Source organism: Bacillus sp. 11C (genome assembly GCF_055486375.1).
Map to the genome: position 1 here is coordinate 16,780 of NZ_JBUPVZ010000016.1, position 24,892 is coordinate 41,671.

At 42.6% G+C, this 24,892-nt stretch carries 38 protein-coding genes; all 38 read right to left on the bottom strand.

Translation table 11 applies throughout. The annotated features are described in order from the left end of the window. Nucleotides 1–86: 86 nt before the first annotated feature. The 38 genes from rplQ to rpoC all read right to left on the bottom strand — a co-directional run bounded on the left by rplQ (nucleotide 87) and on the right by rpoC (nucleotide 24,858). The gene (rplQ, locus tag ACY3LV_RS17940) at nucleotides 87–449 is read right to left on the bottom strand and encodes a 50S ribosomal protein L17 (protein WP_003225836.1); all 363 of its coding nucleotides are present in this window, start codon (nucleotides 447–449) and stop codon (nucleotides 87–89) included. Between the two features lie 76 nt (nucleotides 450–525). Further along, nucleotides 526–1,470 carry a DNA-directed RNA polymerase subunit alpha gene (locus tag ACY3LV_RS17945; RefSeq protein ID WP_087991698.1) on the bottom strand — a complete coding sequence of 315 codons (945 nt, stop codon included), beginning with the start codon at nucleotides 1,468–1,470 and terminating at the stop codon, nucleotides 526–528. A gap of 176 nt (nucleotides 1,471–1,646) precedes the next feature. Next, nucleotides 1,647–2,042: a 30S ribosomal protein S11 gene (gene rpsK, locus ACY3LV_RS17950; RefSeq protein ID WP_010332782.1), complete on the bottom strand. Its 396-nt coding sequence runs from the start codon at nucleotides 2,040–2,042 to the stop codon at nucleotides 1,647–1,649. A gap of 20 nt (nucleotides 2,043–2,062) precedes the next feature. Beyond that, complete coding sequence (gene rpsM / locus ACY3LV_RS17955) at nucleotides 2,063–2,428, bottom strand: 30S ribosomal protein S13 (protein ID WP_003156545.1); 366 nt, start codon at nucleotides 2,426–2,428, stop codon at nucleotides 2,063–2,065. Nucleotides 2,429–2,450: 22 nt separating this feature from the next. After that, nucleotides 2,451–2,564 (bottom strand): 50S ribosomal protein L36, encoded by a 114-nt coding sequence (gene rpmJ / locus ACY3LV_RS17960; RefSeq protein ID WP_003156543.1) that lies wholly within the window; start codon nucleotides 2,562–2,564, stop codon nucleotides 2,451–2,453. A 33-nt stretch (nucleotides 2,565–2,597) separates the two neighbouring features. Further along, nucleotides 2,598–2,816, bottom strand: a complete 219-nt coding sequence (gene infA, locus ACY3LV_RS17965) for a translation initiation factor IF-1 (RefSeq protein WP_003156508.1) — start codon at nucleotides 2,814–2,816, stop codon at nucleotides 2,598–2,600. Continuing rightward, nucleotides 2,794–3,084 carry an RNA-binding protein gene (locus tag ACY3LV_RS17970; protein WP_176365281.1) on the bottom strand — a complete coding sequence of 97 codons (291 nt, stop codon included), beginning with the start codon at nucleotides 3,082–3,084 and terminating at the stop codon, nucleotides 2,794–2,796. The genes infA and ACY3LV_RS17970 overlap by 23 nt, the downstream gene beginning before the upstream one ends. 60 nt (nucleotides 3,085–3,144) lie before the next feature. Continuing rightward, nucleotides 3,145–3,891: a type I methionyl aminopeptidase gene (gene map, locus ACY3LV_RS17975; RefSeq protein ID WP_087991697.1), complete on the bottom strand. Its 747-nt coding sequence runs from the start codon at nucleotides 3,889–3,891 to the stop codon at nucleotides 3,145–3,147. Further along, nucleotides 3,888–4,541 (bottom strand): adenylate kinase, encoded by a 654-nt coding sequence (locus ACY3LV_RS17980; protein WP_087991696.1) that lies wholly within the window; start codon nucleotides 4,539–4,541, stop codon nucleotides 3,888–3,890. The genes map and ACY3LV_RS17980 overlap by 4 nt, the downstream gene beginning before the upstream one ends. Nucleotides 4,542–4,595: 54 nt before the next feature. After that, nucleotides 4,596–5,891: a preprotein translocase subunit SecY gene (gene secY / locus ACY3LV_RS17985; RefSeq protein ID WP_087991695.1), complete on the bottom strand. Its 1,296-nt coding sequence runs from the start codon at nucleotides 5,889–5,891 to the stop codon at nucleotides 4,596–4,598. A 1-nt stretch (nucleotide 5,892) separates the two neighbouring features. Continuing rightward, nucleotides 5,893–6,333 carry a 50S ribosomal protein L15 gene (rplO, locus tag ACY3LV_RS17990; RefSeq protein ID WP_087991694.1) on the bottom strand — a complete coding sequence of 147 codons (441 nt, stop codon included), beginning with the start codon at nucleotides 6,331–6,333 and terminating at the stop codon, nucleotides 5,893–5,895. 30 nt (nucleotides 6,334–6,363) lie between these two features. Continuing rightward, nucleotides 6,364–6,543 carry a 50S ribosomal protein L30 gene (rpmD, locus tag ACY3LV_RS17995; RefSeq protein ID WP_003156497.1) on the bottom strand — a complete coding sequence of 60 codons (180 nt, stop codon included), beginning with the start codon at nucleotides 6,541–6,543 and terminating at the stop codon, nucleotides 6,364–6,366. Nucleotides 6,544–6,556: 13 nt separating this feature from the next. After that, a complete protein-coding gene (gene rpsE, locus ACY3LV_RS18000; RefSeq protein WP_003328273.1) occupies nucleotides 6,557–7,057 on the bottom strand; it encodes a 30S ribosomal protein S5 in 501 nt (166 codons plus the stop codon). Between the two features lie 24 nt (nucleotides 7,058–7,081). Next, nucleotides 7,082–7,444 (bottom strand): 50S ribosomal protein L18, encoded by a 363-nt coding sequence (gene rplR / locus ACY3LV_RS18005; RefSeq protein ID WP_087991693.1) that lies wholly within the window; start codon nucleotides 7,442–7,444, stop codon nucleotides 7,082–7,084. 32 nt (nucleotides 7,445–7,476) lie between these two features. Further along, nucleotides 7,477–8,016 carry a 50S ribosomal protein L6 gene (gene rplF, locus ACY3LV_RS18010; protein WP_087991692.1) on the bottom strand — a complete coding sequence of 180 codons (540 nt, stop codon included), beginning with the start codon at nucleotides 8,014–8,016 and terminating at the stop codon, nucleotides 7,477–7,479. Nucleotides 8,017–8,045: 29 nt separating this feature from the next. After that, nucleotides 8,046–8,444 carry a 30S ribosomal protein S8 gene (gene rpsH, locus ACY3LV_RS18015; protein WP_003241998.1) on the bottom strand — a complete coding sequence of 133 codons (399 nt, stop codon included), beginning with the start codon at nucleotides 8,442–8,444 and terminating at the stop codon, nucleotides 8,046–8,048. Between the two features lie 31 nt (nucleotides 8,445–8,475). Beyond that, nucleotides 8,476–8,661 carry a 30S ribosomal protein S14 gene (gene rpsN, locus ACY3LV_RS18020; protein ID WP_003156488.1) on the bottom strand — a complete coding sequence of 62 codons (186 nt, stop codon included), beginning with the start codon at nucleotides 8,659–8,661 and terminating at the stop codon, nucleotides 8,476–8,478. A 22-nt stretch (nucleotides 8,662–8,683) separates the two neighbouring features. Next, entirely contained in the window at nucleotides 8,684–9,223 is a 540-nt protein-coding gene (gene rplE, locus ACY3LV_RS18025; RefSeq protein WP_148964429.1) for a 50S ribosomal protein L5, read from the bottom strand. A gap of 26 nt (nucleotides 9,224–9,249) precedes the next feature. After that, nucleotides 9,250–9,561, bottom strand: a complete 312-nt coding sequence (gene rplX / locus ACY3LV_RS18030) for a 50S ribosomal protein L24 (RefSeq protein WP_003156486.1) — start codon at nucleotides 9,559–9,561, stop codon at nucleotides 9,250–9,252. 36 nt (nucleotides 9,562–9,597) lie between these two features. Then, nucleotides 9,598–9,966 carry a 50S ribosomal protein L14 gene (rplN, locus tag ACY3LV_RS18035; protein WP_003156485.1) on the bottom strand — a complete coding sequence of 123 codons (369 nt, stop codon included), beginning with the start codon at nucleotides 9,964–9,966 and terminating at the stop codon, nucleotides 9,598–9,600. A 40-nt stretch (nucleotides 9,967–10,006) separates the two neighbouring features. Beyond that, on the bottom strand, nucleotides 10,007–10,270 hold the full coding sequence (gene rpsQ / locus ACY3LV_RS18040; protein ID WP_003225804.1) for a 30S ribosomal protein S17: 264 nt from the start codon (nucleotides 10,268–10,270) through the stop codon (nucleotides 10,007–10,009). A 22-nt stretch (nucleotides 10,271–10,292) separates the two neighbouring features. After that, the gene (gene rpmC, locus ACY3LV_RS18045) at nucleotides 10,293–10,493 is read right to left on the bottom strand and encodes a 50S ribosomal protein L29 (RefSeq protein ID WP_003156482.1); all 201 of its coding nucleotides are present in this window, start codon (nucleotides 10,491–10,493) and stop codon (nucleotides 10,293–10,295) included. Further along, the gene (gene rplP, locus ACY3LV_RS18050; RefSeq protein WP_003225801.1) at nucleotides 10,483–10,917 is read right to left on the bottom strand and encodes a 50S ribosomal protein L16; all 435 of its coding nucleotides are present in this window, start codon (nucleotides 10,915–10,917) and stop codon (nucleotides 10,483–10,485) included. Before rplP ends, rpmC begins: the two co-directional genes overlap by 11 nt. A gap of 1 nt (nucleotide 10,918) precedes the next feature. Continuing rightward, nucleotides 10,919–11,575, bottom strand: coding sequence for a 30S ribosomal protein S3 (gene rpsC / locus ACY3LV_RS18055; RefSeq protein WP_003242001.1), 657 nt, complete (start codon nucleotides 11,573–11,575; stop codon nucleotides 10,919–10,921). A gap of 3 nt (nucleotides 11,576–11,578) precedes the next feature. After that, nucleotides 11,579–11,920, bottom strand: coding sequence for a 50S ribosomal protein L22 (gene rplV / locus ACY3LV_RS18060; RefSeq protein ID WP_014662532.1), 342 nt, complete (start codon nucleotides 11,918–11,920; stop codon nucleotides 11,579–11,581). 16 nt (nucleotides 11,921–11,936) lie between these two features. Further along, on the bottom strand, nucleotides 11,937–12,215 hold the full coding sequence (gene rpsS / locus ACY3LV_RS18065; protein ID WP_039076395.1) for a 30S ribosomal protein S19: 279 nt from the start codon (nucleotides 12,213–12,215) through the stop codon (nucleotides 11,937–11,939). A gap of 57 nt (nucleotides 12,216–12,272) precedes the next feature. Beyond that, a complete protein-coding gene (gene rplB, locus ACY3LV_RS18070) occupies nucleotides 12,273–13,106 on the bottom strand; it encodes a 50S ribosomal protein L2 (RefSeq protein WP_024714051.1) in 834 nt (277 codons plus the stop codon). 31 nt (nucleotides 13,107–13,137) lie between these two features. Then, nucleotides 13,138–13,425 (bottom strand): 50S ribosomal protein L23, encoded by a 288-nt coding sequence (rplW, locus tag ACY3LV_RS18075; protein WP_087991691.1) that lies wholly within the window; start codon nucleotides 13,423–13,425, stop codon nucleotides 13,138–13,140. Further along, complete coding sequence (gene rplD, locus ACY3LV_RS18080) at nucleotides 13,425–14,048, bottom strand: 50S ribosomal protein L4 (RefSeq protein ID WP_148964430.1); 624 nt, start codon at nucleotides 14,046–14,048, stop codon at nucleotides 13,425–13,427. The genes rplW and rplD overlap by 1 nt, the downstream gene beginning before the upstream one ends. A 27-nt stretch (nucleotides 14,049–14,075) precedes the next feature. Beyond that, complete coding sequence (gene rplC, locus ACY3LV_RS18085; protein WP_039076392.1) at nucleotides 14,076–14,705, bottom strand: 50S ribosomal protein L3; 630 nt, start codon at nucleotides 14,703–14,705, stop codon at nucleotides 14,076–14,078. A gap of 39 nt (nucleotides 14,706–14,744) precedes the next feature. Next, the gene (gene rpsJ / locus ACY3LV_RS18090) at nucleotides 14,745–15,053 is read right to left on the bottom strand and encodes a 30S ribosomal protein S10 (protein WP_003156464.1); all 309 of its coding nucleotides are present in this window, start codon (nucleotides 15,051–15,053) and stop codon (nucleotides 14,745–14,747) included. Nucleotides 15,054–15,290: 237 nt separating this feature from the next. Beyond that, nucleotides 15,291–16,247, bottom strand: a complete 957-nt coding sequence (locus tag ACY3LV_RS18095; protein WP_464864268.1) for an alpha/beta fold hydrolase — start codon at nucleotides 16,245–16,247, stop codon at nucleotides 15,291–15,293. Between the two features lie 99 nt (nucleotides 16,248–16,346). Further along, a complete protein-coding gene (gene tuf, locus ACY3LV_RS18100; protein ID WP_087991688.1) occupies nucleotides 16,347–17,537 on the bottom strand; it encodes an elongation factor Tu in 1,191 nt (396 codons plus the stop codon). A gap of 119 nt (nucleotides 17,538–17,656) precedes the next feature. Next, nucleotides 17,657–19,735: an elongation factor G gene (fusA, locus tag ACY3LV_RS18105; RefSeq protein WP_087991687.1), complete on the bottom strand. Its 2,079-nt coding sequence runs from the start codon at nucleotides 19,733–19,735 to the stop codon at nucleotides 17,657–17,659. 53 nt (nucleotides 19,736–19,788) lie between these two features. Further along, nucleotides 19,789–20,259 (bottom strand): 30S ribosomal protein S7, encoded by a 471-nt coding sequence (gene rpsG / locus ACY3LV_RS18110; RefSeq protein WP_003156447.1) that lies wholly within the window; start codon nucleotides 20,257–20,259, stop codon nucleotides 19,789–19,791. Between the two features lie 41 nt (nucleotides 20,260–20,300). Then, a complete protein-coding gene (gene rpsL / locus ACY3LV_RS18115) occupies nucleotides 20,301–20,717 on the bottom strand; it encodes a 30S ribosomal protein S12 (protein WP_003156445.1) in 417 nt (138 codons plus the stop codon). 115 nt (nucleotides 20,718–20,832) lie between these two features. Further along, complete coding sequence (locus ACY3LV_RS18120; protein WP_087991686.1) at nucleotides 20,833–21,081, bottom strand: 50S ribosomal protein L7ae-like protein; 249 nt, start codon at nucleotides 21,079–21,081, stop codon at nucleotides 20,833–20,835. A gap of 177 nt (nucleotides 21,082–21,258) precedes the next feature. Continuing rightward, a complete protein-coding gene (rpoC, locus tag ACY3LV_RS18125; protein WP_333562257.1) occupies nucleotides 21,259–24,858 on the bottom strand; it encodes a DNA-directed RNA polymerase subunit beta' in 3,600 nt (1,199 codons plus the stop codon). Nucleotides 24,859–24,892 lie beyond the last annotated feature (34 nt).

A 24,892-nucleotide genomic window follows, 5' to 3' on the forward strand; every position in this document is an offset into this window, starting at 1 on the left:
ATAAAAAGTTGCAGTATCTAAAAAAAGGGCATAGATCCAGTTAGAAACTGTCCCGCCCTTCTTTAGATACACAAAAATATGTGATATTAAACCAATTCGATAATTGCCATTGGTGCTCCGTCACCACGGCGAGGACCAAGCTTCATAATACGTGTGTATCCGCCTTGGCGCTCCTCGTAACGAGTTGCAATGTCAGAGAATAATTTTTGAAGTGCATCTTGGTTATTTTCTTCGTTAGCAACCTCGTTGCGGATGTATGCAGCAGCTTGACGGCGAGCGTGAAGATCACCGCGTTTGCCAAGCGTGATCATTTTTTCAACTACAGAGCGAAGTTCTTTCGCACGTGTTTCAGTTGTTTCGATTCTTTCGTTGATGATCAAATCAGTTGTAAGATCACGAAGCATAGCTTTACGCTGTGCACTCGTACGTCCTAGTTTTCTGTATGACATGTGATGTCCCCTCCTTTATTGGAATGCTGTTTCTGATAATAAACACACGAAAATCCTAGTTCGCATAGGAAACTAGTCAATCGTCTTTGCGAAGTCCGAGTCCAAGTTCTTCTAGTTTCGCTTTCACTTCTTCAAGTGATTTGCGTCCTAAATTACGAACTTTCATCATATCTTCTTCCGTCTTGTTCGCAAGCTCTTGAACCGTGTTAATACCCGCACGCTTTAAACAGTTGTAAGAACGAACAGAAAGATCTAATTCTTCAATTGTCATTTCAAGAACTTTCTCTTTTTGATCTTCTTCTTTTTCAACCATGATTTCAGCATGTTGAGCTTCGTCAGTTAAACCAACGAATATATTAAGGTGTTCAGTTAAAATCTTTGAACCAAGCGCAATGGCTTCTTTCGGTCCAGTGCTTCCATCAGTCCAAACATCAAGTGTAAGTTTATCATAGTTTGCAACTTGGCCTACACGAGTGTTCTCTACCTGATAAGATACACGAGAAACTGGTGTAAAGATAGAATCGATCGGAATCACGCCGATTGGCTGATCGTCTCTCTTGTTTGCGTCAGCAGGCGTATACCCACGTCCTCTTTGAGCAGTAAGGCGAACTCGGAAACTCGCATTCTCACCAAGAGTCGCGATATGAAGATCTGGATTTAAAATCTCTACATCACTATCGTGTGTAATATCTGCTGCCGTTACAGTTCCTTCGCCCTGTACATCAATTTCTAACGTCTTCTCTTCATCAGAGTAGATTTTCAATGCAAGCTTTTTAATGTGTAAGATAATCGTTGTAACATCTTCCACAACGCCTTCAATTGTCGAGAATTCGTGCAGTACACCATCTATCTGGATTGATGTTACAGCGGCACCAGGGAGTGAGGATAAGAGGATACGACGTAAGGAGTTACCCAGAGTTGTACCATATCCACGCTCAAGTGGCTCTACGACAAACTTACCAAATTTGGCATCGTCGCTGATTTCAACCGTTTCGATTTTTGGTTTTTCAATCTCGATCATTACTTAAAACCCTCCTTCAAAACGTCGAAACCTCGAATAGAATCATATGAGATTCCATCCGAAATTCCCCATTGTTTAGTCCCGTATGTGCTCAGGCAACGAGTCGGTGCATTCGTTTCATAAATAACTGTATCATAACCCATTATTGACAGGGACACAAAATCTATACAAACAAATTACACGCGGCGACGTTTTGGTGGACGGCATCCGTTATGAGGAACAGGAGTTACGTCTCTGATAGCAGTGACTTCTAGTCCAGCAGCTTGAAGTGCACGAATTGCAGCTTCACGGCCTGAACCAGGGCCTTTAACAGTAACCTCAAGAGTTTTAAGACCATGTTCGATTGAACCTTTAGCAGCTGTTTCTGCAGCCATTTGCGCAGCAAAAGGAGTAGATTTACGAGAACCTCTGAATCCTAGAGCTCCGGCACTAGACCAAGAAAGAGCATTACCATGAGTGTCAGTGATCGTAACGATCGTGTTATTGAAAGTTGAGCGAATATGAGCAATTCCAGACTCAATATTCTTTTTCACGCGACGTTTACGCGTGTTAGATTTACGAGCAGCAGCCATTGTTTAGGTACCTCCCTTACTTATTTTTTCTTGTTAGCTACAGTACGACGCGGACCTTTACGAGTACGCGCATTGTTTTTAGAGTTTTGTCCGCGAACAGGCAAACCTCTGCGATGGCGGATTCCGCGGTAGCTTCCGATTTCGATCAGACGCTTAATGTTAAGAGAAACTTCACGACGAAGGTCACCTTCTACTTTCAGTTTATCAATAACATCACGGATTTTACCAAGTTCTTCTTCAGTAAGATCACGCACACGAGTATCTTCTGAAACACCAGCCTCTTTCAAGACTTGTTGAGCCGTTGTGCGGCCAATTCCGAAGACATACGTTAAAGAAATAACAACACGTTTGTCACGTGGGATATCTACACCAGCAATACGAGCCATTCTCTGGGCACCTCCTTATAAATTATCCTTGTTTTTGTTTATGCTTTGGATTTTCACAGATCACCATTACTTTTCCTTTTCTGCGAATAACTTTACATTTTTCGCAGATTGGTTTAACTGATGGTCTCACTTTCATGTGTTTCCAACCTCCTTCAGTTTCCGGAGTGCTTTATTTGTAACGGTACGTAATCCTGCCACGAGTTAAGTCATATGGAGATAATTCTACCGTAACTTTGTCTCCAGGTAAAATGCGAATGAAGTGCATGCGGATTTTACCAGATACATGAGCCAAAACAGTATGGCCGTTTTCGAGTTCAACTTTGAACATCGCGTTTGGCAATGTTTCGACTATAGTACCTTCCACTTCAATTACATCGTCTTTCGCCATTCAAGTGTTCTCCCTTCTTCAAATCAGTAACTTGCTTTCTGACAAATTTCAAAAGAGAAAATCTCAGTTTTCCGTTTGTCACACGCCCTGTTTCGTTTATACTGTTCTGAACTTCCGGAGATACGCAATCATAAAGGGTTAAATGATTGATATTCTTTTTCTTAGGAGAATGAAATGTACGCTTTTCTCCGTCTGCTGTTAGTACAATGATGATCGTTAACAATTCCAATGACAACAGCAAGATGAATTCAGTCCTGCCAATGTTCATCCAAACTTTCTGCCCTATCAAGCAGGATAAAACACCTGTCTTCGGAATTATTTTCATCACCTAGACTCTCGTCAGTATATCAAAACCCGTTTCCGTAATCGCAATTGTATGTTCAAAATGAGCACACTTTTTCCCATCTACCGTTACAACCGTCCAGTTATCAGCCAATGTTTTCACGTAGCGGCTGCCAGCGTTCACCATAGGTTCAATAGCGAGAACCATGCCAGGTTTGAGCCGTGGTCCTTTGTTGGGCGGACCATAATGAGGAATTTGCGGGTCCTCATGCAAGTCTTGACCAACACCATGTCCGACATACTCCCTAACAACTGAAAACTGCTCATTTTCGACATACGTTTGTATTGCGTGGGAAATATTCGACAAACGTTCACCTGGTTTTGCTTCCTGCAAGCCTTTATATAAAGACTCCTCTGTCACTTCCAGAAGTTTTTTGTCATCATTGCTGATGTTTCCTACCGGATATGTCCATGCAGAGTCACCATGATAACCATTTAATTTAGCACCGATATCAATACTGATGATGTCTCCGTCCTTCAGCACCCTGCTGCCAGGAATACCGTGAACGAGTTCTTCATTAACTGATACGCAAATGCTCCCGCGAAACCCATTATACCCCTTAAAAGATGGGATTGCACCCTGCTTATTAATAAAACGTTCGGCAATTTGATCCAATTCTTTTGTCGAGATTCCTGGTTTAATATGCTTTTTTAACTCTTCATGAGTTAAAGCCACGATTCGCCCTGCTTCCCGCATGATACCAAGTTCACGTGGGGTTTTACAGATAATCATTTTTTTAATCCTCCAAGAAGATCCTTCACATCTGCATATACGTCTTGAATGTCCTGTTGGCCATTCACGTTTGCAAGATAACCTTTCTCAGAATAAAAATCGAGTAAAGGCTGAGTTTGCTTCATGTTTACCTCAAGCCGTTTAGAGACTGTTTCCTCATTATCATCTGCCCGTTGATAGAGTTCGCCTCCGTCTTTATCACAAACACCCGGCGTTTTCGGCGGATTAAAGACTAAATGATAGGTTGTGCCGCAAACACTGCAAATTCTGCGTCCAGTCAGACGTTCCATCAGAACATCCTTGTCGACTTCAATGTTAATGACATAATCAATCGGCTTGCCGTACTCCTCAAGAATTCCTTCAAGAGCCTCGGCTTGAGCGACTGTTCGCGGAAATCCGTCCAGAAGAAAACCTCTTTCACAATCGTCTTTGCCAAGCCTTTCTTTGACAATTCCGATTGTGACTTCGTCAGGTACGAGCTCTCCCTTATCAATATAAGATTTTGCTTCGAGTCCGAGTGGTGTTTCTTCTTTCATAGCAGCACGGAACATATCTCCTGTTGAGATATGAGGAATCCCATAATCCTCAACAATTCGTTCGCCCTGTGTACCTTTACCGGCACCAGGAAGCCCCATTAAGACTAAGTTCATTCGGATTTCCCCCGTCCTCTCTTTATTAAGAGGGAATGGATAAATCCATTTCCTCTAGTTTTTCATAAATCCACGGTAGTTTCGTTTCACCAACTGGCTTTCTAGTTGCTTCATTGTCTCTAAGGCTACCCCGACAACAATTAACAAAGATGTTCCGCCAATTTGTGCACTTTGAGGCAATCCAGCGAATTGAATGAAAAAGATAGGAAGAATGGAAATCACGGCTAAGAATATAGAACCCACAAACGTAAGTCGATACAAAATGCTCGTAATTCTATCTTGAGTCATTTTCCCTGGACGAACCCCCGGGATATAGCCACCCTGTTTTTTAAGGTTATCAGCCATTTGTTCAGGATTGACCTGTACAAAAGCATAAAAGTACGTAAAGGCAATAATCAACGCAACATATATCGCCATACCCACCGGATGCGTATTATCAAAGTAGTTTTGAATCCACTTTGTCACATCATTTGTTCCAAAGAATGACGCGATCGTCCGCGGCGTTATCAGAAACGCAACCGCAAAGATGACCGGAATAACCCCCGCAGGGTTTACTTTCAATGGTAGGTGAGTAGACTGTCCTCCGCCTGCAGGTGAACGACCTGTGCCTTTAGCATATTGAATCGCAATTTTCCGTACGGCTTGCTGAATGAAAATAACTCCAACAATAACTGCTAAAATCGCAATCACAAGAAGTGCGATTTTTACAATATGAATAAACAACTGATCGTCGCTGCCGACAAATTGAGTCTCATATATTTGTCCAACCGTTTTTGGAATACTAGCCACAATCCCCGCGAAGATAATGATCGATATTCCGTTGCCTACCCCATGAGACGTAATTTGTTCTCCGAGCCACATTAAAAAGGCAGTTCCGCCAGTGAGCACTAAAGCAATGATGAGATATGTCGAAACACCCGAATTTTCGATCAGCATACCGTTTGCCAGATTGTTGAATCCGTATGACATACCTAACGCTTGGATGAACCCAAGCACAATCGTAAAGTACCTTGTGAACTGAGCTAATTTACGGCGGCCAACTTCACCTTGCTTAGACCACTCGGTAAACTTCGGCACAACATCCATCTGAAGCAGCTGAATGATGATCGAAGCCGTGATATAAGGAGTAATTCCCATTGCAAAAATGGAGAATTGGTAAAGCGCACCGCCGCCAAATGTATTAAGGAGATCAAAAACACCCATTTGAGACTGTGCCTGTAACGCTTCAGCGTTAACATAAGGCACAGGAATAAACGCACCTATGCGAAAGACGATAAGCATGAGTAAAGTGAATATGATTTTATTCCTGATATCACTCACACGCATAAAGTTGGAGATTGTTTTAAACAAGTTAGATCACCTCAGCTGTACCGCCAGCAGCTTCAACAGCTTCTTTCGCAGAAGCAGAGAATTTATTGGCTTTTACAGTTAATTTTTTCTCTAATTTACCGTTGCCAAGAATCTTTACTCCTGCATTAAGTTTGCTAATAACACCAGTCTCAAGAAGAAGTTCAGGAGTGACTTCCGTTCCTTCTGCAAAACCGTTCAATTTGTCTAGGTTGACTACAGTGTAATCCTTGCGGTTGATGTTAGTGAAACCGCGTTTAGGAAGACGTTGGAATAAAGGCATTTGTCCCCCCTCGAATCCTGGACGCACACCGCCGCCAGAACGAGCGTTTTGACCTTTGTGACCTTTACCAGCTGTTTTACCGTTACCAGAACCAATACCACGACCTACGCGATTACGCGTTTTGCGTGAACCTTCTGAAGGTTTTAATTCATGAAGTTTCATTAGGACACCTCCTTATCCGATCAAATATTTTTATTGTTCTTTAACAGAAACTAAATGAGATACTTTATTAATCATACCGCGAATCGCAGCGTTGTCTTCATGAACAACAGTTTGGTTTGTTTTCTTTAAACCAAGTGTTCTCACAGTAACGCGTTGATCTTCCGGACGACCGATTACACTTCGTTTGAGGGTAATTTCTAATTTAGCCATTAATGTTCCCTCCTTATCCTAACAGTTCTTCTACAGATTTTCCACGAAGCTTCGCAACGTCTTCAGCACGTTTAAGTTCACTTAAACCTTGAAGAGTTGCACGAATCATGTTGATCGGTGTGTTAGAACCTAAAGACTTAGAAAGGATATCAGCTACACCTGCAAGCTCAAGTACCGCACGTACAGGGCCTCCAGCGATAACTCCAGTACCTTCAGAAGCAGGTTTTAACAAGATGTTACCTGCACCGAAACGTCCGATGATTTCGTGTGGAATTGTAGTTCCAACCATTGGTACTTCAATTAAATTCTTTTTCGCATCTTCAACAGCTTTGCGGATCGCTTCTGGTACTTCTTGTGCTTTACCAGTACCGAATCCTACGTGTCCGTTTTTGTCACCGACAACTACTAGAGCTGCGAAGCGGAAACGACGACCACCTTTAACAACTTTCGCTACGCGGTTAACCGTAACTAAGCGTTCTTCTAACTCTAATTTGCTTGGGTCAATACGACGCATAATCATGTGTCCCTCCTTCTTTTATTAAAATTTAAGTCCAGCTTCACGAGCAGCATCAGCTAAAGCTTTTACACGTCCATGGTATAAGTATCCGCCACGGTCAAATACTACGTCAGAAATGCCTTTTTCAGCAGCGCGTTTTGCAACTAATTCTCCAACTTTAGTAGCAGCAGAAGCATCTCCTGTGCTTTCAACGTTCAAGTCTTTATCGAGAGTAGATGCACTAGCAAGTGTTACACCATTTACATCATCGATGATTTGAGCGTAAATGTGCTTGTTAGAACGGAAAACGTTCAGACGCGGTCTTTCAGCAGTACCGGAAAGTTTAGCGCGAACACGAGCGTGTCTTTTAAGACGAGCAGCATTTTTGCTAGTTTTCGTAATCATCTAGGTCACTCCTTTCTTCACTTTAAGCGATCTTACTTAGCAGATTTACCTTCTTTGCGGCGAACAACTTCACCTTCGTAGCGGATACCTTTACCTTTGTAAGGCTCTGGAGAACGGACAGCACGAATGTTAGCAGCAATAGCTCCTACACGTTCTTTGTCTGTTCCTTTTACAACTACTTTAGTTTGAGAAGGAACTTCAATTTCGATGCCTTCCTCAGGAACGATCTCAACAGGGTGAGAGTATCCAACGTTTAAAACAAGTTTATTTCCGGATTTAGACGCACGGTAACCGACACCGACTAATTCCAAACCTCTTTCAAATCCTTTAGATACACCTTCAACCATGTTGCCAAGCAGACTGCGAGTAGTACCATGCAGCGCACGGTGCTCTTTATGATCAGAAGGACGAGCGACTGTAAGCACATTGTCCTCTACTTTAATCTCCATATCAGGGTGAAACGTACGAGTTAATTCTCCTTTTGGTCCTTTCACAGCTACAGTATTGTTATCGTTCAACGTAACTGTAACATCAGAAGGAATCTCAAGTAACTTCTTACCTACACGAGACATACCAAACACCTCCATTCATGTTAAACTTCTTACCAAACGTATGCTAGAACTTCTCCACCAGCTTGTTTTGCACGGGCTTCTTTGTCCGTTAAAACACCTTGTGATGTAGAAATAATCGCAATTCCAAGACCGTTAAGTACGCGAGGTACTTCATTAGATTTAGCATATACACGCAAACCAGGCTTGCTGATTCTTTTAAGACCAGTGATAACGCGCTCGTTGTTTTGTCCGTATTTCAAGAAAACGCGGATGATACCTTGTTTGCTGTCTTCTACGAACTCAACGTCACGAATGAAACCTTCACGCTTTAAAATTTCAGCAATTTCTCTTTTCAATTTAGAAGCAGGAATTTCAAGCTTCTCATGACGTACCATGTTTGCATTGCGAATACGAGTTAGCATATCTGCAATTGGATCTGTCATAACCATTATATAATTACCTCCTTCCCTTTCTTGGGGATTACCAGCTGGCTTTTTTCACGCCAGGAATTTGTCCTTTATATGCAAGCTCACGGAAACAAATACGGCAAAGTTTAAATTTACGAATGACTGAATGCGGACGTCCGCAGCGTTCACAGCGTGTGTACTCTTGTACTTTAAACTTTGGTGTACGTTGTTGTTTCGCAATCATAGACTTTTTAGCCACGATTTCGCCTCCCTTTCATTGATTATTTCTGGAACGGCATACCTACTTGAGTTAATAGCTCACGAGCTTCTTCGTCAGTATTAGCAGTTGTTACGATAACGATGTCCATTCCGCGAACCTTTGTTACTTTATCGTAGTCAATTTCAGGGAAGATTAACTGTTCTTTGATACCAAGTGTGTAGTTACCGCGACCGTCGAAAGATTTTTTAGAAATCCCGCGGAAGTCACGTACACGCGGTAAAGATACAGAAATAAGTTTATCAAGGAAATCATACATGCGCTCTCCGCGAAGAGTTACTTTCGCACCGATAGGCATTCCTTCACGAAGACGGAATCCAGCAATTGATTTCTTCGCACGAGTAACGACAGGTTTTTGACCTGCGATAAACGTTAATTCTTCAACAGCACTGTCGATTGCTTTCGCGTTTTGAACAGCGTCACCAACACCCATGTTGATTACGATTTTTTCGATTTTAGGCACTTGCATGACAGAATTATAGTTGAACTTTGTCATTAAAGCAGGTGCAATTTCTTTATTGTACTTTTCTTTAAGGCGGTTCATGAGATAGACCTCCCTTCCTTTTAATACTATTTATCTAGAACTTGCCCAGATTTTTTTGCTACACGAACTTTTTTGCCATCTTCCACTTTGTATCCTACGCGAGTCACTTCACCTGTTTTAGGATCGAGCGGCATAACGTTTGATACATGAATTGGCGCCTCTTGATTAGAAATACCGCCTTGAGGATTAGCTTGAGTTGGTTTAGAGTGTTTCTTCACCATGTTCACACCTTCAACTAAAACGCGGTCCTTTTTAGGGAAAGCAGCAAGGATTGTTCCTTGTTTGCCTTTATCTTTACCAGAGATAACCATTACTTTATCGCCTTTTTTAACATGCATCCTGATCGCACCTCCTTGACTAAGGCATTTATTTCATTAGATAACTTCTGGAGCTAGAGAAACAATTTTCATAAAGTTGTTTTCACGCAACTCACGAGCAACTGGTCCGAAGATACGAGTTCCACGCGGGCTCTTGTCGTCACGGATGATAACACATGCATTCTCATCGAAGCTGATGTATGAACCGTCGCTTCTGCGTGCTCCGCTTTTCGTGCGAACGATAACAGCTCTTACGACTTCACCTTTTTTGACAACGCCTCCTGGTGTTGCTTGTTTAACCGTGCAAACAATGACATCACCAATGTTAGCTGTTTTGCGTCCAGAACCGCCAAGAACTTTAATAGTAAGCACTTCACGAGCGCCAGAGTTATCAGCTACTTTTAAACGAGTCTCTTGTTGAATCATTATTTGTTACCTCCCTTCGGAAAAAGAATTCCGAACTTTATTAGATAATAACAGCTTCTTCGACAACTTCAACTAGACGGAAACGCTTAGTTGCAGACAATGGACGAGTTTCCATGATCTTTACGATGTCACCGATTTTAGCTTGATTATTTTCATCATGTGCTTTGAATTTTTTTGAGTATTTTACGCGTTTACCGTAAAGTGTATGTTTTTTGTATGTTTCAACAACAACAGTAATGGTTTTATCCATTTTGTCAGAAACTACACGGCCTTGGTAAACTTTGCGCTGGTTACGTTCGCTCATGCTCACGACCTCCCCTCAGTGATTATTTATTTGCAGCAATTTCTCTTTCACGAATCACAGTTTTCATGCGCGCGATAGCTTTGCGCACTTCACGAATGCGAGCAGTATTTTCAAGTTGTCCTGTCGCTAATTGAAAGCGAAGATTGAAAAGTTCTTCTTTAAGAGACTTTACTTTTTGTTCAATTTCAGCAGTGGTAAGGTCACGAATTTCATTAGCTTTCATTTGATTCACCACCAATTTCTTCACGTTTTACGAACTTCGTTTTAATTGGCAATTTGTGAGATGCAAGACGAAGCGCTTCACGAGCAACCTCTTCAGACACACCAGAAATCTCAAATAAAACTTTGCCCGGTTTTACAACAGCTACCCAACCTTCTGGAGCCCCTTTACCGGATCCCATACGTACCTCAAGTGGTTTAGCAGTGTAAGGTTTAGAAGGGAAAATTTTGATCCAAACTTTACCGCCACGTTTCATGTAACGAGTCATCGCAATACGTGCAGCTTCGATTTGACGGTTAGTAATCCATGAAGCTTCAAGAGCTTGGATACCGAACTCACCAAAATGTACTTCAGTACCGCCTTTCGCACGGCCACGCATTTTTCCGCGATGCTCTCTGCGATATTTAACGCGTTTTGGTAATAACATATTATTTTCCTCCTTCCTCAGTTTTCTTCTTAGTAGGAAGAACCTCTCCACGATAGATCCAGACTTTTACACCAAGCTTACCGTAAGTAGTGTCAGCTTCAGATGTTGCATAGTCAATGTCCGCACGTAATGTGTGCAATGGAACAGTTCCTTCACTGTAGTATTCAGAACGAGCGATATCTGCACCGCCAAGACGACCAGAAACCATTGTTTTCACACCTTGTGCTCCAGCGCGCATTGTGCGTTGGATTTGTTGTTTCTGCGCACGGCGGAAAGAAACACGGTTTTCTAATTGACGAGCGATGTTGTCAGCAACTAGCTGTGCATCAAGATCTGCTCTTTTGATTTCAAGAATGTTAATGTGTACACGCTTGCCAGTAAGGCTGTTAAGGGCTTTGCGAAGTGCTTCAACTTCAGAACCGCCTTTACCGATAACCATACCAGGCTTAGCTGTGTGGATCGTAATGTTAACGCGGTTTGCTGCACGCTCGATTTCTACTTTAGAAACAGAAGCGTCAGAAAGGCGTTTGCTAATGTATTCACGAATTTTTAAATCTTCGTGCAGGAAGTCAGCGTAATCTTTACCAGCGTACCACTTAGATTCCCAATCACGAATGACTCCGATACGAAGACCGACTGGATTTACCTTTTGACCCACTACTTATCCCTCCTTCTTTTCTGATACAACGATTGTAATGTGGCTCGTACGTTTGTTGATTTGGCTCGCACGTCCCATAGCACGTGGGCGGAATCTTTTTAACGTAGGGCCTTCGTCAACGAATGCTTGAGAAATAACCAGGTTGTTAACGTCCATTTCATAGTTATGCTCAGCATTTGCAATAGCGGATTTTAATACTTTCTCGATAATTGGAGAAGCAGCTCTTGGTGTAAGGTTCAAGATTGATACTGCCTCACCTACTTGCTTGCCTCGAATTAGGTCCATTACTAGACGTGCTTTACGAGGAGCAATACGGACTGTTCTTGCAACAGCTTTAGCTTGCATTTAAAAGCCTCCTCTCTTAGCGTCTTGTTTTTTTGTCATCACTAGCATGACCTTTGTACGTACGAGTTGGAGCGAATTCACCCAACTTGTGCCCTACCATATCTTCAGAGATGAATACAGGCACGTGTTTACGTCCGTCATAGACTGCGATTGTGTGACCAATAAACTGTGGGAAAATAGTGGAACGACGAGACCAAGTTTTTACCACTTGTTTCTTGTCTGATTCGTTTAATTTCTCGATTTTTGTCATCAAGTGTCCATCGACAAATGGTCCTTTTTTCAAGCTGCGAGCCATTTTGGAACCTCCCTTCGTGATTGCACTACGGTCCGAAATGAACCGTAGACAACCCCGTTATTTATTTTTACGACGACGTACGATAAATTTATCAGATTTGCTCTTTTTCTTACGTGTCTTGAATCCAAGAGTTGGTTTACCCCATGGAGACATAGGTGATTTACGTCCGATTGGCGCACGTCCTTCACCACCACCGTGTGGGTGATCGTTAGGGTTCATTACAGAACCACGAACTGTAGGACGGATGCCTTTCCAGCGAGAACGTCCAGCTTTACCAATGTTGATAAGTTCGTGCTGTTCATTACCTACTTGACCGATAGAAGCACGGCAAGCAGAAAGAATCATGCGAACTTCCCCAGAGTTAAGACGCACAAGAACGTATTTACCTTCTTTACCAAGAACCTGAGCAGATGTACCAGCTGAACGTACAAGCTGTCCGCCTTTGCCAGGTTTTAATTCAATGTTATGCACAACAGTACCAACAGGGATGTTGATAAGTGGAAGTGCATTACCTACTTTAATGTCAGCTTCAGGACCTGACATGATTTCAGTACCCACTTGAATTCCTTTAGGAGCAAGAATGTAACGTTTTTCTCCGTCTGCATAGTTGATTAGAGCGATGTTAGCTGAACGGTTTGGATCGTATTCAACTGTAGCAACGCGTCCAGGTATACCATCTTTATCGCGTTTGAAGTCGATAACACGGTATTGGCGTTTATGTCCGCCACCTTGGTGACGTACAGTCAATTTACCTTGGTTGTTACGTCCACCTTTTTTGTGAAGGGGAGCAAGCAAGGATTTTTCCGGCTTGTCAGTCGTGATTTCAGCAAAATCTGAAGTTGTCATGCCACGACGTCCATTAGAGGTCGGTTTATACTTTTTAATCGCCATTTTGAATTTCCCTCCTTCTTTTTACAGATAATTAAGCTTCAAAAATTTCGATTTCTTTGCTGTCTGCAGTAAGTTTTACGATCGCTTTTCTGCGACGGCTAGTCATACCAGTGTAGCGTCCGACACGTTTTGATTTACCTTTGTAGTTCATGATGTTGACTTTGTCAACTTTCACTCCAAAGATGCTTTCAATCGCGTCTTTCACTTCTGTTTTATTAGCTCTTACATCAACTTCAAAAGTGTATTTCTTTTCAGCCATTAAATCAGCAGAACGTTCAGTAATGACGGGGCGCTTTAGAACATCACGAGGATCTTTCATTATGCAAGCACCTCCTCTACTTTTTCAACCGCTGCTTTTGTAATCAGAAGCTTCTCGTGGTTGACAACGTCTAAAACGTTGATTCCGTTAGCTTCAACTACAGTAACTCCAGGAATGTTGCGAGCAGATAAAGCGACTGCTTCGTTAGCATCCGCAGTTACAATTAAAGCTTTTTTCTCAACAGATAATCCTTTAAGGATAGCTGCCATTTCTTTTGTTTTAGCTGTATCAAGAGCAAGATCTTCAAGTACGATGATGTTGTTGTCGATCACTTTAGAAGACAATACTGATTTGATTGCCAAGCGGCGAACTTTTTTAGGTAATTTATAAGAATAGCTGCGTGGTGTTGGGCCGAATACGACACCACCTCCGCGCCATTGCGGTGAACGGATAGAACCTTGACGGGCACGTCCAGTACCTTTTTGACGCCATGGTTTACGACCTCCGCCGCGTACTTCAGAACGATTTTTTACTTTGTGAGATCCTTGACGTAAGGAAGCTCTTTGCATAAGAATAGCGTCGAATACAACACTCTCATTTGGCTCGATACCAAATACAGAAGTGTTTAATTCGATGTCACCAGCAGTAGAACCGTTTTGGTTGTATAATGCTACTTTTGGCATGATCAATTTCCTCCTTTCCTAAGAGAGTTATTTAGATTTAACAGCACTTTTAACAGTGATTAAAGTTTTCTTCGGACCAGGTACGTTACCTTTGATCAAAAGAAGATTGCGTTCCGCATCAACTTTAACGATTTCAAGGTTTTGAACAGTGATTTGATCTCCGCCCATACGTCCAGGTAATAGTTTGCCTTTGAATACACGGTTAGGATCTACAGGTCCCATTGAACCAGGACGACGGTGGTAGCGTGAACCGTGAGACATTGGTCCGCGAGATTGTCCGTGGCGCTTGATTGCACCTTGGAAACCTTTACCTTTAGATACTCCTGTTACATCTACGATTTCTCCAGCAGAGAAAATTTCAACCTTGACTTCCTGACCAACTTCATACGCATCCATTTCCACTCCGCGTAATTCTTTAACGAAGCGCTTAGGAGCAGTTTCCGCTTTTGCAACGTGTCCTTTTTCAGGTTTGTTAGAAAGCTTTTCTCGCTTGTCGTCAAAACCAAGCTGGATAGCCTCGTAGCCATCGTTTTCAGCTGATTTCTTTTGAAGAACAACGTTTGGAGCAGCTTCAATAACAGTTACCGGAATAAGATCACCGTTTTCTGCGAATACTTGCGTCATACCAATTTTTCTTCCTAAGATTCCTTTGGTCATTCGTCACACCTCCTATTAAGATCATTCTATATTTTAGAATTAAAGTTTAATTTCGATATCGACACCAGATGGTAAATCTAATCGCATGAGAGCATCAACAGTTTGTGGTGTTGGGTTCACAATGTCGATTAAACGTTTATGTGTACGCATTTCAAATTGCTCACGAGAATCTTTGTATTTGTGCACCGCACGAAGGATTGTGTAAACTGATTTTTCAGTTGGCAACGGGATCGGACCAGATACGCTGGCACCAGAACGTTTTGCCGTTTCAACAATCTTCTCAGCAGATTGATCAAGGATTCTATGATCATATGCTTTCAAACGAATACGAATTTTTTGTTTTGCCATTATTTTCCCTCCTTTTCGCCTACATCACGTTAGACAGTTCTCCGCGAGAAAAACCTGAACACCTTGCCATGGCAAAGCGGCCGGGTGTGTCAGCAACCTCTCGCTTCATCGCAGTCAAAAGACCAACATACACCATTATACAGAAAATAGACGTATGTTGCAAGACTTATTTAAGATATGCATGATTTGCATACTTTTTTTATTATACAGGTGTTTGTCTTATTTATCAAGGACCTATCATAAGTGGTGCAGTGCGTGGCGACTCAATGTACTTGCGAATAATGATGGCTCCTCGATATGCGGGGTGTGAGCGGAATTCTCAAATTGAAGCCAGTGCTTTTCAGGCGCGTCAAGCTCTTGATAAAACTGTTTTGATATTTCAGCAGGAACAATTAGATCATGTCTCCCCGAAATGAAAAAGCACGGTACTTTAATAGAAGGAATTGATGCAAATCCATTAAACTGGTACAACTCATCAGTTAAATGTTTTTTGCTGAATCGATGTCCATTGAGGAATTTGTGCATGTTTTTTATTCCATACTCATTCCCGGTAAGCATTTGAAAAAAAATAGATAGAGCTTGACGATGATGGTGAGTGAATCCTCCCCTACTCATCTCGACACAAAACCGATAGATATGATGATTGATCTCCTTCTCCCAAGGCGGAGCGCCAATAAACCGTATGGCCTTGGATACTATACTGGCTCTCTTTGCATCACACATTTCACGAATATAATGATAAGCAGCTGATTCTTCATAGTGAGGGTTAACAACCTGGCTGATTCCATAATACGCGTAATACAACTCCGGACGTTGCTGCAGTACATGAAGTGCTAGCACCGAGCCCCACGAATGGCCGGCAAGATATAGTTTTGTTTTTGAAAAATGGTCTAGGACCCATTGAGTGACTTGAATTGCATCATTAATGAAATGACTGATTGTCATGGAGTGATGAGGAATTCGTTTTGAATAAGAAAGCCCTGATCCTCTTTGATCCCAATGTACTACTGTAAAATGCTGTTCCAGCTCTTTTTGATAATGCCTAACATACCCGATTTGGGGCGTCCCCGGCCCGCCATGTAAAAAAAGCAGCAAAGGATTTTTCACATCAGCCCCATTAATCATCAGCATTTGCTTCGTTTTGTCAATGGTCAGTTCTTTCATGATAGCGATTGATCTCTTTTCAGGAATCATAAAAATTAGCCCCTCGAATATGATAGATCCTATTATACAAGAAATAGATTATAAAATAAAAAACGAGACCCGCAGGGGGTCTCGTTTATGATCATACTATTACTCAGTGATTGTAGAAACAACGCCTGAACCAACAGTACGTCCGCCTTCACGAATAGAGAAACGAGTTCCTTCTTCGATAGCGATTGTAGAGATAAGTTCAACGATCATTTCAGTGTTGTCTCCAGGCATAACCATTTCTACGCCTTCTGGAAGTTGGATGATACCAGTTACGTCAGTTGTACGGAAGTAGAACTGAGGACGGTAGTTAGAGAAGAATGGAGTATGACGTCCACCCTCTTCTTTAGAAAGAACGTAAACTTCAGCTTTGAATTTGCTGTGCGGAGTGATTGTACCTGGTTTAGCAAGTACTTGACCACGTTGGATATCTTCACGAGCTACACCGCGAAGAAGGGCTCCAATGTTGTCTCCAGCTTCAGCGTAATCAAGAAGCTTACGGAACATTTCAACACCTGTAACAGTTGTTTTCTTGTTTTCTTCTTGAAGACCGATGATTTCTACTTCGTCACCGACTTTAACTTGTCCGCGTTCAACACGTCCAGTAGCAACTGTACCACGACCAGTGATTGAGAATACGTCCTCAACTGGCATCATGAATGGTTTTTCAGTGTCACGCTCTGGAGTTGGGATGTACTCATCAACCGCATCCATAAGTTCGAAGATTTTTGCTTCGTAATCAGCGTCACCTTCAAGTGCTTTAAGAGCAGAACCTTTGATTACTGGTACATCATCACCAGGGAAGTCATATTCGCTAAGAAGATCGCGAACTTCCATTTCAACTAGTTCAAGAAGCTCTTCGTCGTCTACCATGTCGCATTTGTTTAAGAATACAACGATGTATGGTACACCAACGTTTTTAGAAAGAAGGATATGCTCACGAGTTTGTGGCATTGGGCCATCAGCAGCAGATACTACAAGGATAGCTCCGTCCATTTGCGCAGCACCAGTGATCATGTTTTTAACATAGTCAGCGTGTCCTGGGCAGTCAACGTGTGCATAGTGACGAGTTTCAGTTTCATACTCAACGTGTGCAGTAGAGATTGTGATTCCGCGCTCGCGCTCTTCTGGTGCACCATCAATTTGATCGTACGCCATAGCTGTACCTTTACCAGATTTCTTATGAAGTACTGTTGTGATAGCAGCAGTTAATGTTGTTTTACCATGGTCAACGTGTCCAATTGTACCAATATTGGCATGTGATTTGGAACGGTCGAATTTTTCTTTAGCCATTCTAAAATCCTCCTTAAGAGCTTTTAATTAGTAATGTATAGTGTGATAGGAAGTGAAAGAAAGCTTTCACTTCCTCATCTTACAATAGTAGTTATACTTGAGTTAAGAGGCAAAATCAATTATTCGCCTTTATTTTTTTTGATAATTTCTTCAGAAATGCTCTTCGGTACTTCTTCGTAGTGATCCATGAACATAGTGAACGTACCGCGACCTTGCGTATTAGAACGAAGTGCAGTAGCGTAACCGAACATTTCAGCAAGAGGAACCATCGCGCGAACAACTTGTGCGTTACCGCGAGCTTCCATACCTTCTACGCGTCCGCGACGAGAAGTAACATCACCCATGATGTCTCCCATGTATTCTTCAGGAATAACAACTTCAACTTTCATAATTGGTTCAAGAAGAACAGGGTTACATTTGCTGACTGCATTTTTCAATGCCATTGAAGCAGCGACTTTAAACGCCATTTCATTTGAGTCAACATCATGGTAAGATCCATCAAAAAGTTTTGCCTTGATGTCAATTAGCGGGAATCCTGCTAAGACACCATTTTCAAGAGAGTCTTCAAGACCTGCTTGTACGGCTGGGATGTATTCACGAGGAACAACACCACCGACGATTGCGTTTTCGAATTCAAATCCAGCGCCTTCTTCATTAGGTTCGAATTCAATCCAAACGTGTCCGAATTGACCGCGTCCACCAGATTGACGTACGAATTTACCTTCAACTTTTGCACCTGAACGGAATGTTTCACGGTACGCAACTTGAGGAGCACCTACGTTAGCTTCTACTTTGAATTCACGCTTCATACGGTCAACAATGATATCGAGGTGAAGTTCACCCATACCAGAGATGATCGTCTGACCAGTTTCCGGATTTGTTTGAGTACGGAATGTAGGATCTTCTTCAGCAAGTTTCGCTAAAGCGATACCCATTTTATCTTGGTCAGCTTTTGATTTAGGCTCAATCGCTACATCGATAACCGGCTCTGGGAATTCCATTGATTCAAGGATTACAAGATCCTTTTCGTCACATAGAGTATCTCCAGTAGATGTATCTTTTAGACCTACAGCAGCTGCGATGTCTCCTGCATAAACAGTAGCGATCTCTTCACGGCTGTTGGCATGCATTTGCAGGATACGTCCGACACGCTCACGTTTGCCTTTTGTTGAGTTTTTCACGTATGAACCGGAATCAAGAGTTCCAGAGTACACACGGAAGAACGTCAGCTTACCAACATAAGGGTCAGTCATTACTTTAAATGCAAGTGCAGAGAATGGCTCTTCATCAGAAGAATGACGAACAATCTCTTCATCAGTATCCGGGCGTACACCTTTGATTGCAGCAACATCAGTTGGTGCAGGAAGGTAGTCAAGAACTGCATCAAGTACAAGCTGAACACCTTTGTTTTTGAAAGCGGAACCGACTAGTACTGGATAGAATTCAACATTCAAAGTACCTTTACGGATTGCAGCTTTCAACTCGTCGATTGTGATTTCTTCACCTTCGAGGTACTTTTCCATAAGCTCTTCATCAAGCTCTGCGACAGCTTCAATTAAGCTGTTACGAAGCTCTTCGGCTTGTTCTTTGTACTCTTCAGGGATTTCTTTCGCATCAGAACGAGTTCCAAGATCATCTTCGTAGAAATACGCAACGTTTTCTACAAGGTCGATGATACCTTCGAAATTGTCTTCAGCACCGATTGGCAATTGGATTGCATGGGCGTTAGCTTGAAGACGGTCTCTTAAAGTACCTACAGAGTAAAGGAAGTCTGCGCCGATTTTGTCCATTTTGTTGACAAATACGACACGCGGAACTCCGTAAGTTGTTGCTTGGCGCCATACTGTTTCTGTTTGAGGCTCAACGCCTGATTGTGCATCAAGTACGGCAACCGCACCATCAAGTACACGAAGAGAACGTTCAACTTCAACTGTGAAGTCTACGTGTCCTGGAGTATCGATGATGTTTACGCGGTATCCTTTCCACTGCGCAGTTGTCGCAGCGGATGTGATTGTGATACCGCGTTCTTGTTCCTGCTCCATCCAGTCCATTTGTGAAGCTCCTTCATGAGTTTCACCAATTTTGTGGATACGGCCTGTGTAGAACAAGATACGTTCTGTAGTAGTCGTTTTACCAGCATCAATGTGAGCCATGATCCCGATATTACGAGTTTTATCTAAGGAGAACTCTCTTGCCATTGGGTAATTTCTCCTTCCTTATTAGGAAATTGTGTTTTTTAAATATATGAAACCTACCAGCGATAGTGAGCAAAAGCTTTGTTTGCTTCAGCCATCTTATGAGTATCTTCACGTTTCTTAACAGCAGCACCAGTATTGTTAGCTGCGTCAAGGATTTCGTTAGCTAAACGCTCTTCCATCGTTTTTTCTCCGCGAAGACGAGCATAGTTTACTAACCAGCGAAGTCCAAGAGTAGTACGACGTTCAGGACGAACTTCTACAGGAACTTGGTAGTTCGCACCACCTACACGGCGTGCTTTAACTTCAAGTACAGGCATGATGTTTTTCAATGCTTGTTCGAAAACCTCCATTGCATCATTGCCAGTACGTTCTTTAATGATATCGAATGACTTGTATAGGATTGTTTGAGACTTACCTTTTTTACCATCGATCATCATTTTGTTGATTAGACGAGATACAAGCTTAGAATTATAAAGCGGATCAGGTAAAACATCTCTTTTTGCTACAGGACCTTTACGTGGCATCTGAATATCCTCCCTTCATTATTTTTACGTTTTTGTGTTTATTATTTTGCTTTAGGACGTTTAGTTCCGTATTTAGAACGGCCTTGCGCACGGTTTTCTACTCCAGCAGTGTCAAGCGCACCACGAACGATGTGGTAACGTACCCCTGGTAAGTCTTTTACACGTCCGCCGCGGATTAGTACAACGCTGTGCTCTTGCAGGTTGTGACCGATACCAGGAATGTAAGCCGTAACCTCGATTCCGTTAGTCAAACGAACACGAGCATATTTACGAAGTGCTGAGTTCGGTTTTTTCGGTGTCATTGTACCAACACGAGTACATACCCCGCGTTTTTGTGGAGAAGATACATTAGTGTGCTCTTTTTTAAAGCTGTTGTATCCTTTGTTAAGTGCAGGAGACTTTGAGTTTTCTACTTTACTCACGCGTCCTTTACGAATTAGCTGATTGATTGTAGGCATTATTTTTTCCTCCCTTCATTACGTTTTATAACCCACATACCCAGGTGGTTCATCAAAAGGCAAAAAACAATGTCTTCACACGAGAAAAAATCTCACGCAAAAACAAAAAAGTACGTTATAACATAATGGCAACAGCTGCTGCTCCTACTTCAATTCCGCAGGCTTTGCCGAGCTTTTTCATGGATTCGACCATTGAGACTGCGATCCCCTGATCTTTCGCAAGTGTAATAACACTTTTCGTAAGGATAGGATCTGCGTCTTCTGCAACGACTACTTCCTTTACCGAACCTCGTTTTAGAGCTTTCACTGTTTGCTTCGTACCAATAATAATTGATTTGGCCTGTGATACTTTATCATAAGACATAAATACATCCTCCAAAGTAACAGGTTTATTTCGAGCACCTTGGTTATATTATCATTCTAGGAGACGTATGTCAACATAGTATGACATTTTTTAGTTTCGTTCTTCTCATAGAGTGATTTTTTATTAAAAATATCTGCTGAAAGACTGTTTTGCAGTCTTTCAGCAGCTTTAAATCAATTATTCAACCGGAACCATGTCATCAGTCGGCTGAACATTTGAAACTGTTTTTACTTTTCGGTATTTCATCATACCTGTACCAGCCGGAACAAGCTTACCGATGATAACATTCTCTTTCAAGCCGAGAAGCTCATCACGCTTACCTTTGATCGCTGCGTCTGTAAGGACACGTGTTGTTTCCTGGAAGGAAGCAGCAGATAAGAATGAATCAGTTTCAAGAGATGCTTTTGTAATACCGAGTAAGACAGGACGGCCTGTAGCAGGACGATTACCTTCAAGCAATACCTTTTTGTTCGCTTCAGTAAATTGGTGAATATCAAGCAATGTACCTGGAAGCACATCAGTGTCACCGGCATCAATCACGCGGACTTTGCGAAGCATCTGGCGAACCATTACTTCTACGTGTTTATCACCGATTTCAACACCCTGCATACGATAAACCTTTTGAACCTCATGGAGAAGATACTCTTGAACAGCAGTCATGTCAGTCACTTTCAGAAGCTCTTTCGGATCGATTGAACCTTCTGTCAGTACTTGGCCTCGAGTAATTTTATCTCCTTCCGCTACTTTCAAACGGGAGTTATAAGGTGCCGTATAAGAACGTGTTTCCACTGCGCCTTGAACCACAATTTCCTGTTGCTTATCACGAACTTCATTGATCTCAACGACTGTACCGTCGATTTCTGTAATTGTTGCCTGACCTTTCGGATTACGCGCTTCAAAAAGCTCTTGGATACGCGGAAGACCCTGTGTGATATCGTCTCCGGCAACCCCGCCTGTATGGAATGTACGCATTGTTAACTGTGTACCAGGCTCACCGATTGATTGGGCAGCAATGATACCGACAGCCTCACCGACTTCAACATCGGAGCCAGTTGCAAGATTTCGGCCATAGCATCGTTTACATACACCATGAGGCGTGTTACATGTGAAGGCAGAACGAATCCAGACTTCTTCAATGCCGGCTTCAACAATCTCTAGTGCTTTATCTTCATCGATCAGTTCGTTTTCATTGACAAGTACTTCACCTGTTTCAGGGTGTTTCACTTGTTTTCGTGCAAATCGGCCAATTAAGCGTTCTTCTAAGCGCTCAATGGTTTCCGTTCCTTCTTTAAGAGGCTTAGCAAGGATGCCTCGGTCAGTTCCGCAATCAGTTTCACGGATGATAACATCCTGTGCAACGTCAACGAGACGACGTGTAAGGTATCCTGAGTCAGCTGTTTTAAGGGCGGTATCGGCAAGACCTTTACGCGCACCGTGAGTAGAGATAAAGTACTCCAATACTGTCAGACCTTCACGGAAACTTGATTTGATCGGCAATTCAATGATACGTCCAGCCGGGTTGGCCATCAGACCGCGCATTCCGGCAAGCTGTGTAAAGTTAGACGCGTTACCACGGGCACCAGAGTCACTCATCATGTAGATTGGGTTGAGCTCATCAAGTGATTGCATTAGTTTGCCTTGGATAACGTCTTTCGCAGCACTCCAGATAGAGATAACTCTCTCATAGCGTTCTTCTTCAGTGATTAGACCACGTCGGAATTGCTTCATGACGTTATCAACTTTACCTTGTGCTTCTTCAAGGATTTCTTGCTTATCATCGAGAACGACGATATCAGAAACACCAACTGTAATACCAGCTTTTGTAGAGTATCTGAAACCTAGGTTTTTCATGCGGTCAAGCATTTTAGACGTTTCCGTGATATGGAATCGTTTGAAGATTTCCGCGATGATTTTACCCAGAATGCCTTTTTTAAACGGTGCATTGATTGGCTGCTGTGCAATGGCAGCTTTAACATCGGCACCTTTTTCTAAGAAGAAACGGTCAGGTGTTTTCTCTTCAATGTTGCTCTTCGTTGGTTCATTCATGTAAGGGAATGATTCCGGCAGAATTTCATTGAAGACAAGCTTACCGACAGTTGTAATTAACAATTTTGAGCGCTGCTCTTCGGTAAATGTCACATTCTTAAGGGCGCTAGCTGGAACAGCTACTCTCGTATGAAGGTGGACATATCCGTTTTGATAAGCAAGAAGCGCTTCGTCTGTATTCTTGAAAACCATACCTTCACCGACAGCACCGGCACGCTCAAGTGTCAGATAATAGTTACCCAGTACCATATCCTGAGACGGTGTTACAACCGGTTTACCATCTTTAGGGTTCAAGATGTTCTGAGCGGCAAGCATCAAGATACGTGCTTCAGCTTGAGCTTCTGCAGATAATGGTACGTGAACCGCCATTTGGTCACCATCAAAGTCAGCGTTATAAGCTGTACATACGAGTGGGTGAAGGCGGATTGCGCGTCCTTCAACAAGCGTTGGTTCAAACGCTTGGATACCTAGTCTGTGAAGTGTAGGGGCACGGTTCAGAAGTACCGGGTGCTCCTTAATAACTGATTCTAGTACATCCCATACCTCAGGCTGTACGCGCTCAATTTTACGTTTCGCACTCTTAATGTTGTGAGCAAGACCTTTTTCAACAAGCTCTTTCATAACGAAAGGTTTGAAAAGTTCAAGCGCCATTTCCTTCGGCAATCCGCATTGGTACATTTTCAAATGAGGACCAACAACGATTACAGAACGTCCGGAGTAATCGACACGTTTACCAAGAAGGTTTTGACGGAAACGGCCTTGCTTCCCTTTCAACATGTGAGAAAGAGATTTTAACGGTCTGTTACCAGGACCTGTTACAGGGCGTCCGCGGCGGCCGTTGTCAATTAAGGCATCGACAGCCTCTTGAAGCATACGCTTTTCGTTTTGAACAATGATGCTAGGTGCACCAAGATCCAAAAGACGTTTCAAACGATTATTACGGTTGATGACACGACGATAAAGGTCGTTCAAATCAGAAGTCGCAAAACGTCCGCCATCAAGCTGAACCATCGGTCTAAGCTCAGGAGGAATAACAGGGAGCACATCAAGGATCATCCAAGAAGGCTTGTTTCCTGAGTTACGGAAGGCTTCTAAAACTTCAAGGCGTTTGATCGCACGAGTACGGCGCTGCCCTTGTGATGTTTTCAGCTCTTCTTTTAACATATCAACTTCTTTTACAAGATCAATATCTTGAAGAAGCTTATGAATCGCCTCTGCACCCATAGATGCTTGGAATTTATTACCGTATTTATCGAGATAAGCACGGTATTCTTTCTCAGACAGAAGCTGTTTCTTTTCAAGCGGTGTGTTTGCCGGATCAGTTACAACGTAAGAAGCAAAGTAAATGACTTCTTCTAAAGCACGAGGTGACATATCCAGCACAAGACCCATACGGCTTGGAATACCTTTGAAATACCAAATGTGGGAAACTGGGGCAGCCAGTTCAATGTGCCCCATTCTCTCACGACGGACTTTAGCCCGTGTTACTTCGACTCCGCAGCGGTCACAAACTACGCCTTTATAACGAACTCGCTTGTACTTCCCGCAATGACATTCCCAGTCTTTAGTCGGTCCGAAAATGCGTTCGCAGAATAGACCGTCCTTTTCAGGTTTTAACGTACGATAGTTTATCGTTTCAGGCTTTTTCACTTCACCAAAAGACCATGAACGGATTTTATCCGGTGAAGCAAGACCGATGTTCATATACTCAAAATTGTTCACATCTAGCAAGGGGCCTACCTCCCTTTTTATCTTCGGATTAACC

What these genes read in the sequence shown, in the direction of transcription:
- ACY3LV_RS17970 (WP_176365281.1), bottom strand. Translation starts at nt 3,084, where the DNA reads ATGAACATTGGCAGGACTGAATTCATCTTGCTGTTGTCATTGGAATTG.
- rplV (WP_014662532.1), bottom strand. Translation starts at nt 11,920, where the DNA reads ATGCAAGCTAAAGCTGTTGCAAGAACAGTCCGTATTGCTCCTCGTAAA.
- map (WP_087991697.1), bottom strand. Translation starts at nt 3,891, where the DNA reads ATGATTATCTGTAAAACCCCACGTGAACTTGGTATCATGCGGGAAGCA.
- rpsJ (WP_003156464.1), bottom strand. Translation starts at nt 15,053, where the DNA reads ATGGCAAAACAAAAAATTCGTATTCGTTTGAAAGCATATGATCATAGA.
- ACY3LV_RS18120 (WP_087991686.1), bottom strand. Translation starts at nt 21,081, where the DNA reads ATGTCTTATGATAAAGTATCACAGGCCAAATCAATTATTATTGGTACG.
- rplN (WP_003156485.1), bottom strand. Translation starts at nt 9,966, where the DNA reads ATGATTCAACAAGAGACTCGTTTAAAAGTAGCTGATAACTCTGGCGCT.
- rpmC (WP_003156482.1), bottom strand. Translation starts at nt 10,493, where the DNA reads ATGAAAGCTAATGAAATTCGTGACCTTACCACTGCTGAAATTGAACAA.
- tuf (WP_087991688.1), bottom strand. Translation starts at nt 17,537, where the DNA reads ATGGCTAAAGAAAAATTCGACCGTTCCAAATCACATGCCAATATTGGT.
- rpsK (WP_010332782.1), bottom strand. Translation starts at nt 2,042, where the DNA reads ATGGCTGCTGCTCGTAAATCTAACACGCGTAAACGTCGCGTGAAAAAG.
- rplP (WP_003225801.1), bottom strand. Translation starts at nt 10,917, where the DNA reads ATGTTATTACCAAAACGCGTTAAATATCGCAGAGAGCATCGCGGAAAA.
- infA (WP_003156508.1), bottom strand. Translation starts at nt 2,816, where the DNA reads ATGGCGAAAGACGATGTAATTGAAGTGGAAGGTACTATAGTCGAAACA.
- rpsM (WP_003156545.1), bottom strand. Translation starts at nt 2,428, where the DNA reads ATGGCTCGTATTGCTGGTGTAGATATCCCACGTGACAAACGTGTTGTT.
- rplF (WP_087991692.1), bottom strand. Translation starts at nt 8,016, where the DNA reads ATGTCTCGTGTAGGTAAGAAGTTACTTGAGATTCCTTCTGATGTTACA.
- rplO (WP_087991694.1), bottom strand. Translation starts at nt 6,333, where the DNA reads ATGAAACTTCATGAATTAAAACCTTCAGAAGGTTCACGCAAAACGCGT.
- fusA (WP_087991687.1), bottom strand. Translation starts at nt 19,735, where the DNA reads ATGGCAAGAGAGTTCTCCTTAGATAAAACTCGTAATATCGGGATCATG.
- rpmJ (WP_003156543.1), bottom strand. Translation starts at nt 2,564, where the DNA reads ATGAAAGTGAGACCATCAGTTAAACCAATCTGCGAAAAATGTAAAGTT.
- rplB (WP_024714051.1), bottom strand. Translation starts at nt 13,106, where the DNA reads ATGGCGATTAAAAAGTATAAACCGACCTCTAATGGACGTCGTGGCATG.
- rplQ (WP_003225836.1), bottom strand. Translation starts at nt 449, where the DNA reads ATGTCATACAGAAAACTAGGACGTACGAGTGCACAGCGTAAAGCTATG.
- ACY3LV_RS17980 (WP_087991696.1), bottom strand. Translation starts at nt 4,541, where the DNA reads ATGAACTTAGTCTTAATGGGGCTTCCTGGTGCCGGTAAAGGTACACAG.
- rplD (WP_148964430.1), bottom strand. Translation starts at nt 14,048, where the DNA reads ATGCCAAAAGTAGCATTATACAACCAAAACGGTTCTACTGCTGGTGAC.
- rplW (WP_087991691.1), bottom strand. Translation starts at nt 13,425, where the DNA reads ATGAAAGATCCTCGTGATGTTCTAAAGCGCCCCGTCATTACTGAACGT.
- rpsQ (WP_003225804.1), bottom strand. Translation starts at nt 10,270, where the DNA reads ATGAGCGAACGTAACCAGCGCAAAGTTTACCAAGGCCGTGTAGTTTCT.
- rpmD (WP_003156497.1), bottom strand. Translation starts at nt 6,543, where the DNA reads ATGGCTAAATTAGAAATTACCCTCAAACGAAGTGTAATCGGTCGTCCG.
- rpsG (WP_003156447.1), bottom strand. Translation starts at nt 20,259, where the DNA reads ATGCCACGTAAAGGTCCTGTAGCAAAAAGAGATGTTTTACCTGATCCG.
- rplC (WP_039076392.1), bottom strand. Translation starts at nt 14,705, where the DNA reads ATGACCAAAGGAATCTTAGGAAGAAAAATTGGTATGACGCAAGTATTC.
- ACY3LV_RS17945 (WP_087991698.1), bottom strand. Translation starts at nt 1,470, where the DNA reads ATGATCGAGATTGAAAAACCAAAAATCGAAACGGTTGAAATCAGCGAC.
- ACY3LV_RS18095 (WP_464864268.1), bottom strand. Translation starts at nt 16,247, where the DNA reads ATGATTCCTGAAAAGAGATCAATCGCTATCATGAAAGAACTGACCATT.
- rpsL (WP_003156445.1), bottom strand. Translation starts at nt 20,717, where the DNA reads ATGCCTACAATCAATCAGCTAATTCGTAAAGGACGCGTGAGTAAAGTA.
- rpsS (WP_039076395.1), bottom strand. Translation starts at nt 12,215, where the DNA reads ATGGCTCGCAGCTTGAAAAAAGGACCATTTGTCGATGGACACTTGATG.
- rplE (WP_148964429.1), bottom strand. Translation starts at nt 9,223, where the DNA reads ATGAACCGCCTTAAAGAAAAGTACAATAAAGAAATTGCACCTGCTTTA.
- rplR (WP_087991693.1), bottom strand. Translation starts at nt 7,444, where the DNA reads ATGATTACGAAAACTAGCAAAAATGCTGCTCGTCTTAAAAGACACGCT.
- rplX (WP_003156486.1), bottom strand. Translation starts at nt 9,561, where the DNA reads ATGCATGTTAAAAAAGGCGATAAAGTAATGGTTATCTCTGGTAAAGAT.
- rpsE (WP_003328273.1), bottom strand. Translation starts at nt 7,057, where the DNA reads ATGCGTCGTATTGACCCAAGCAAATTAGAGTTAGAAGAACGCTTAGTT.
- rpsH (WP_003241998.1), bottom strand. Translation starts at nt 8,444, where the DNA reads ATGGTTATGACAGATCCAATTGCAGATATGCTAACTCGTATTCGCAAT.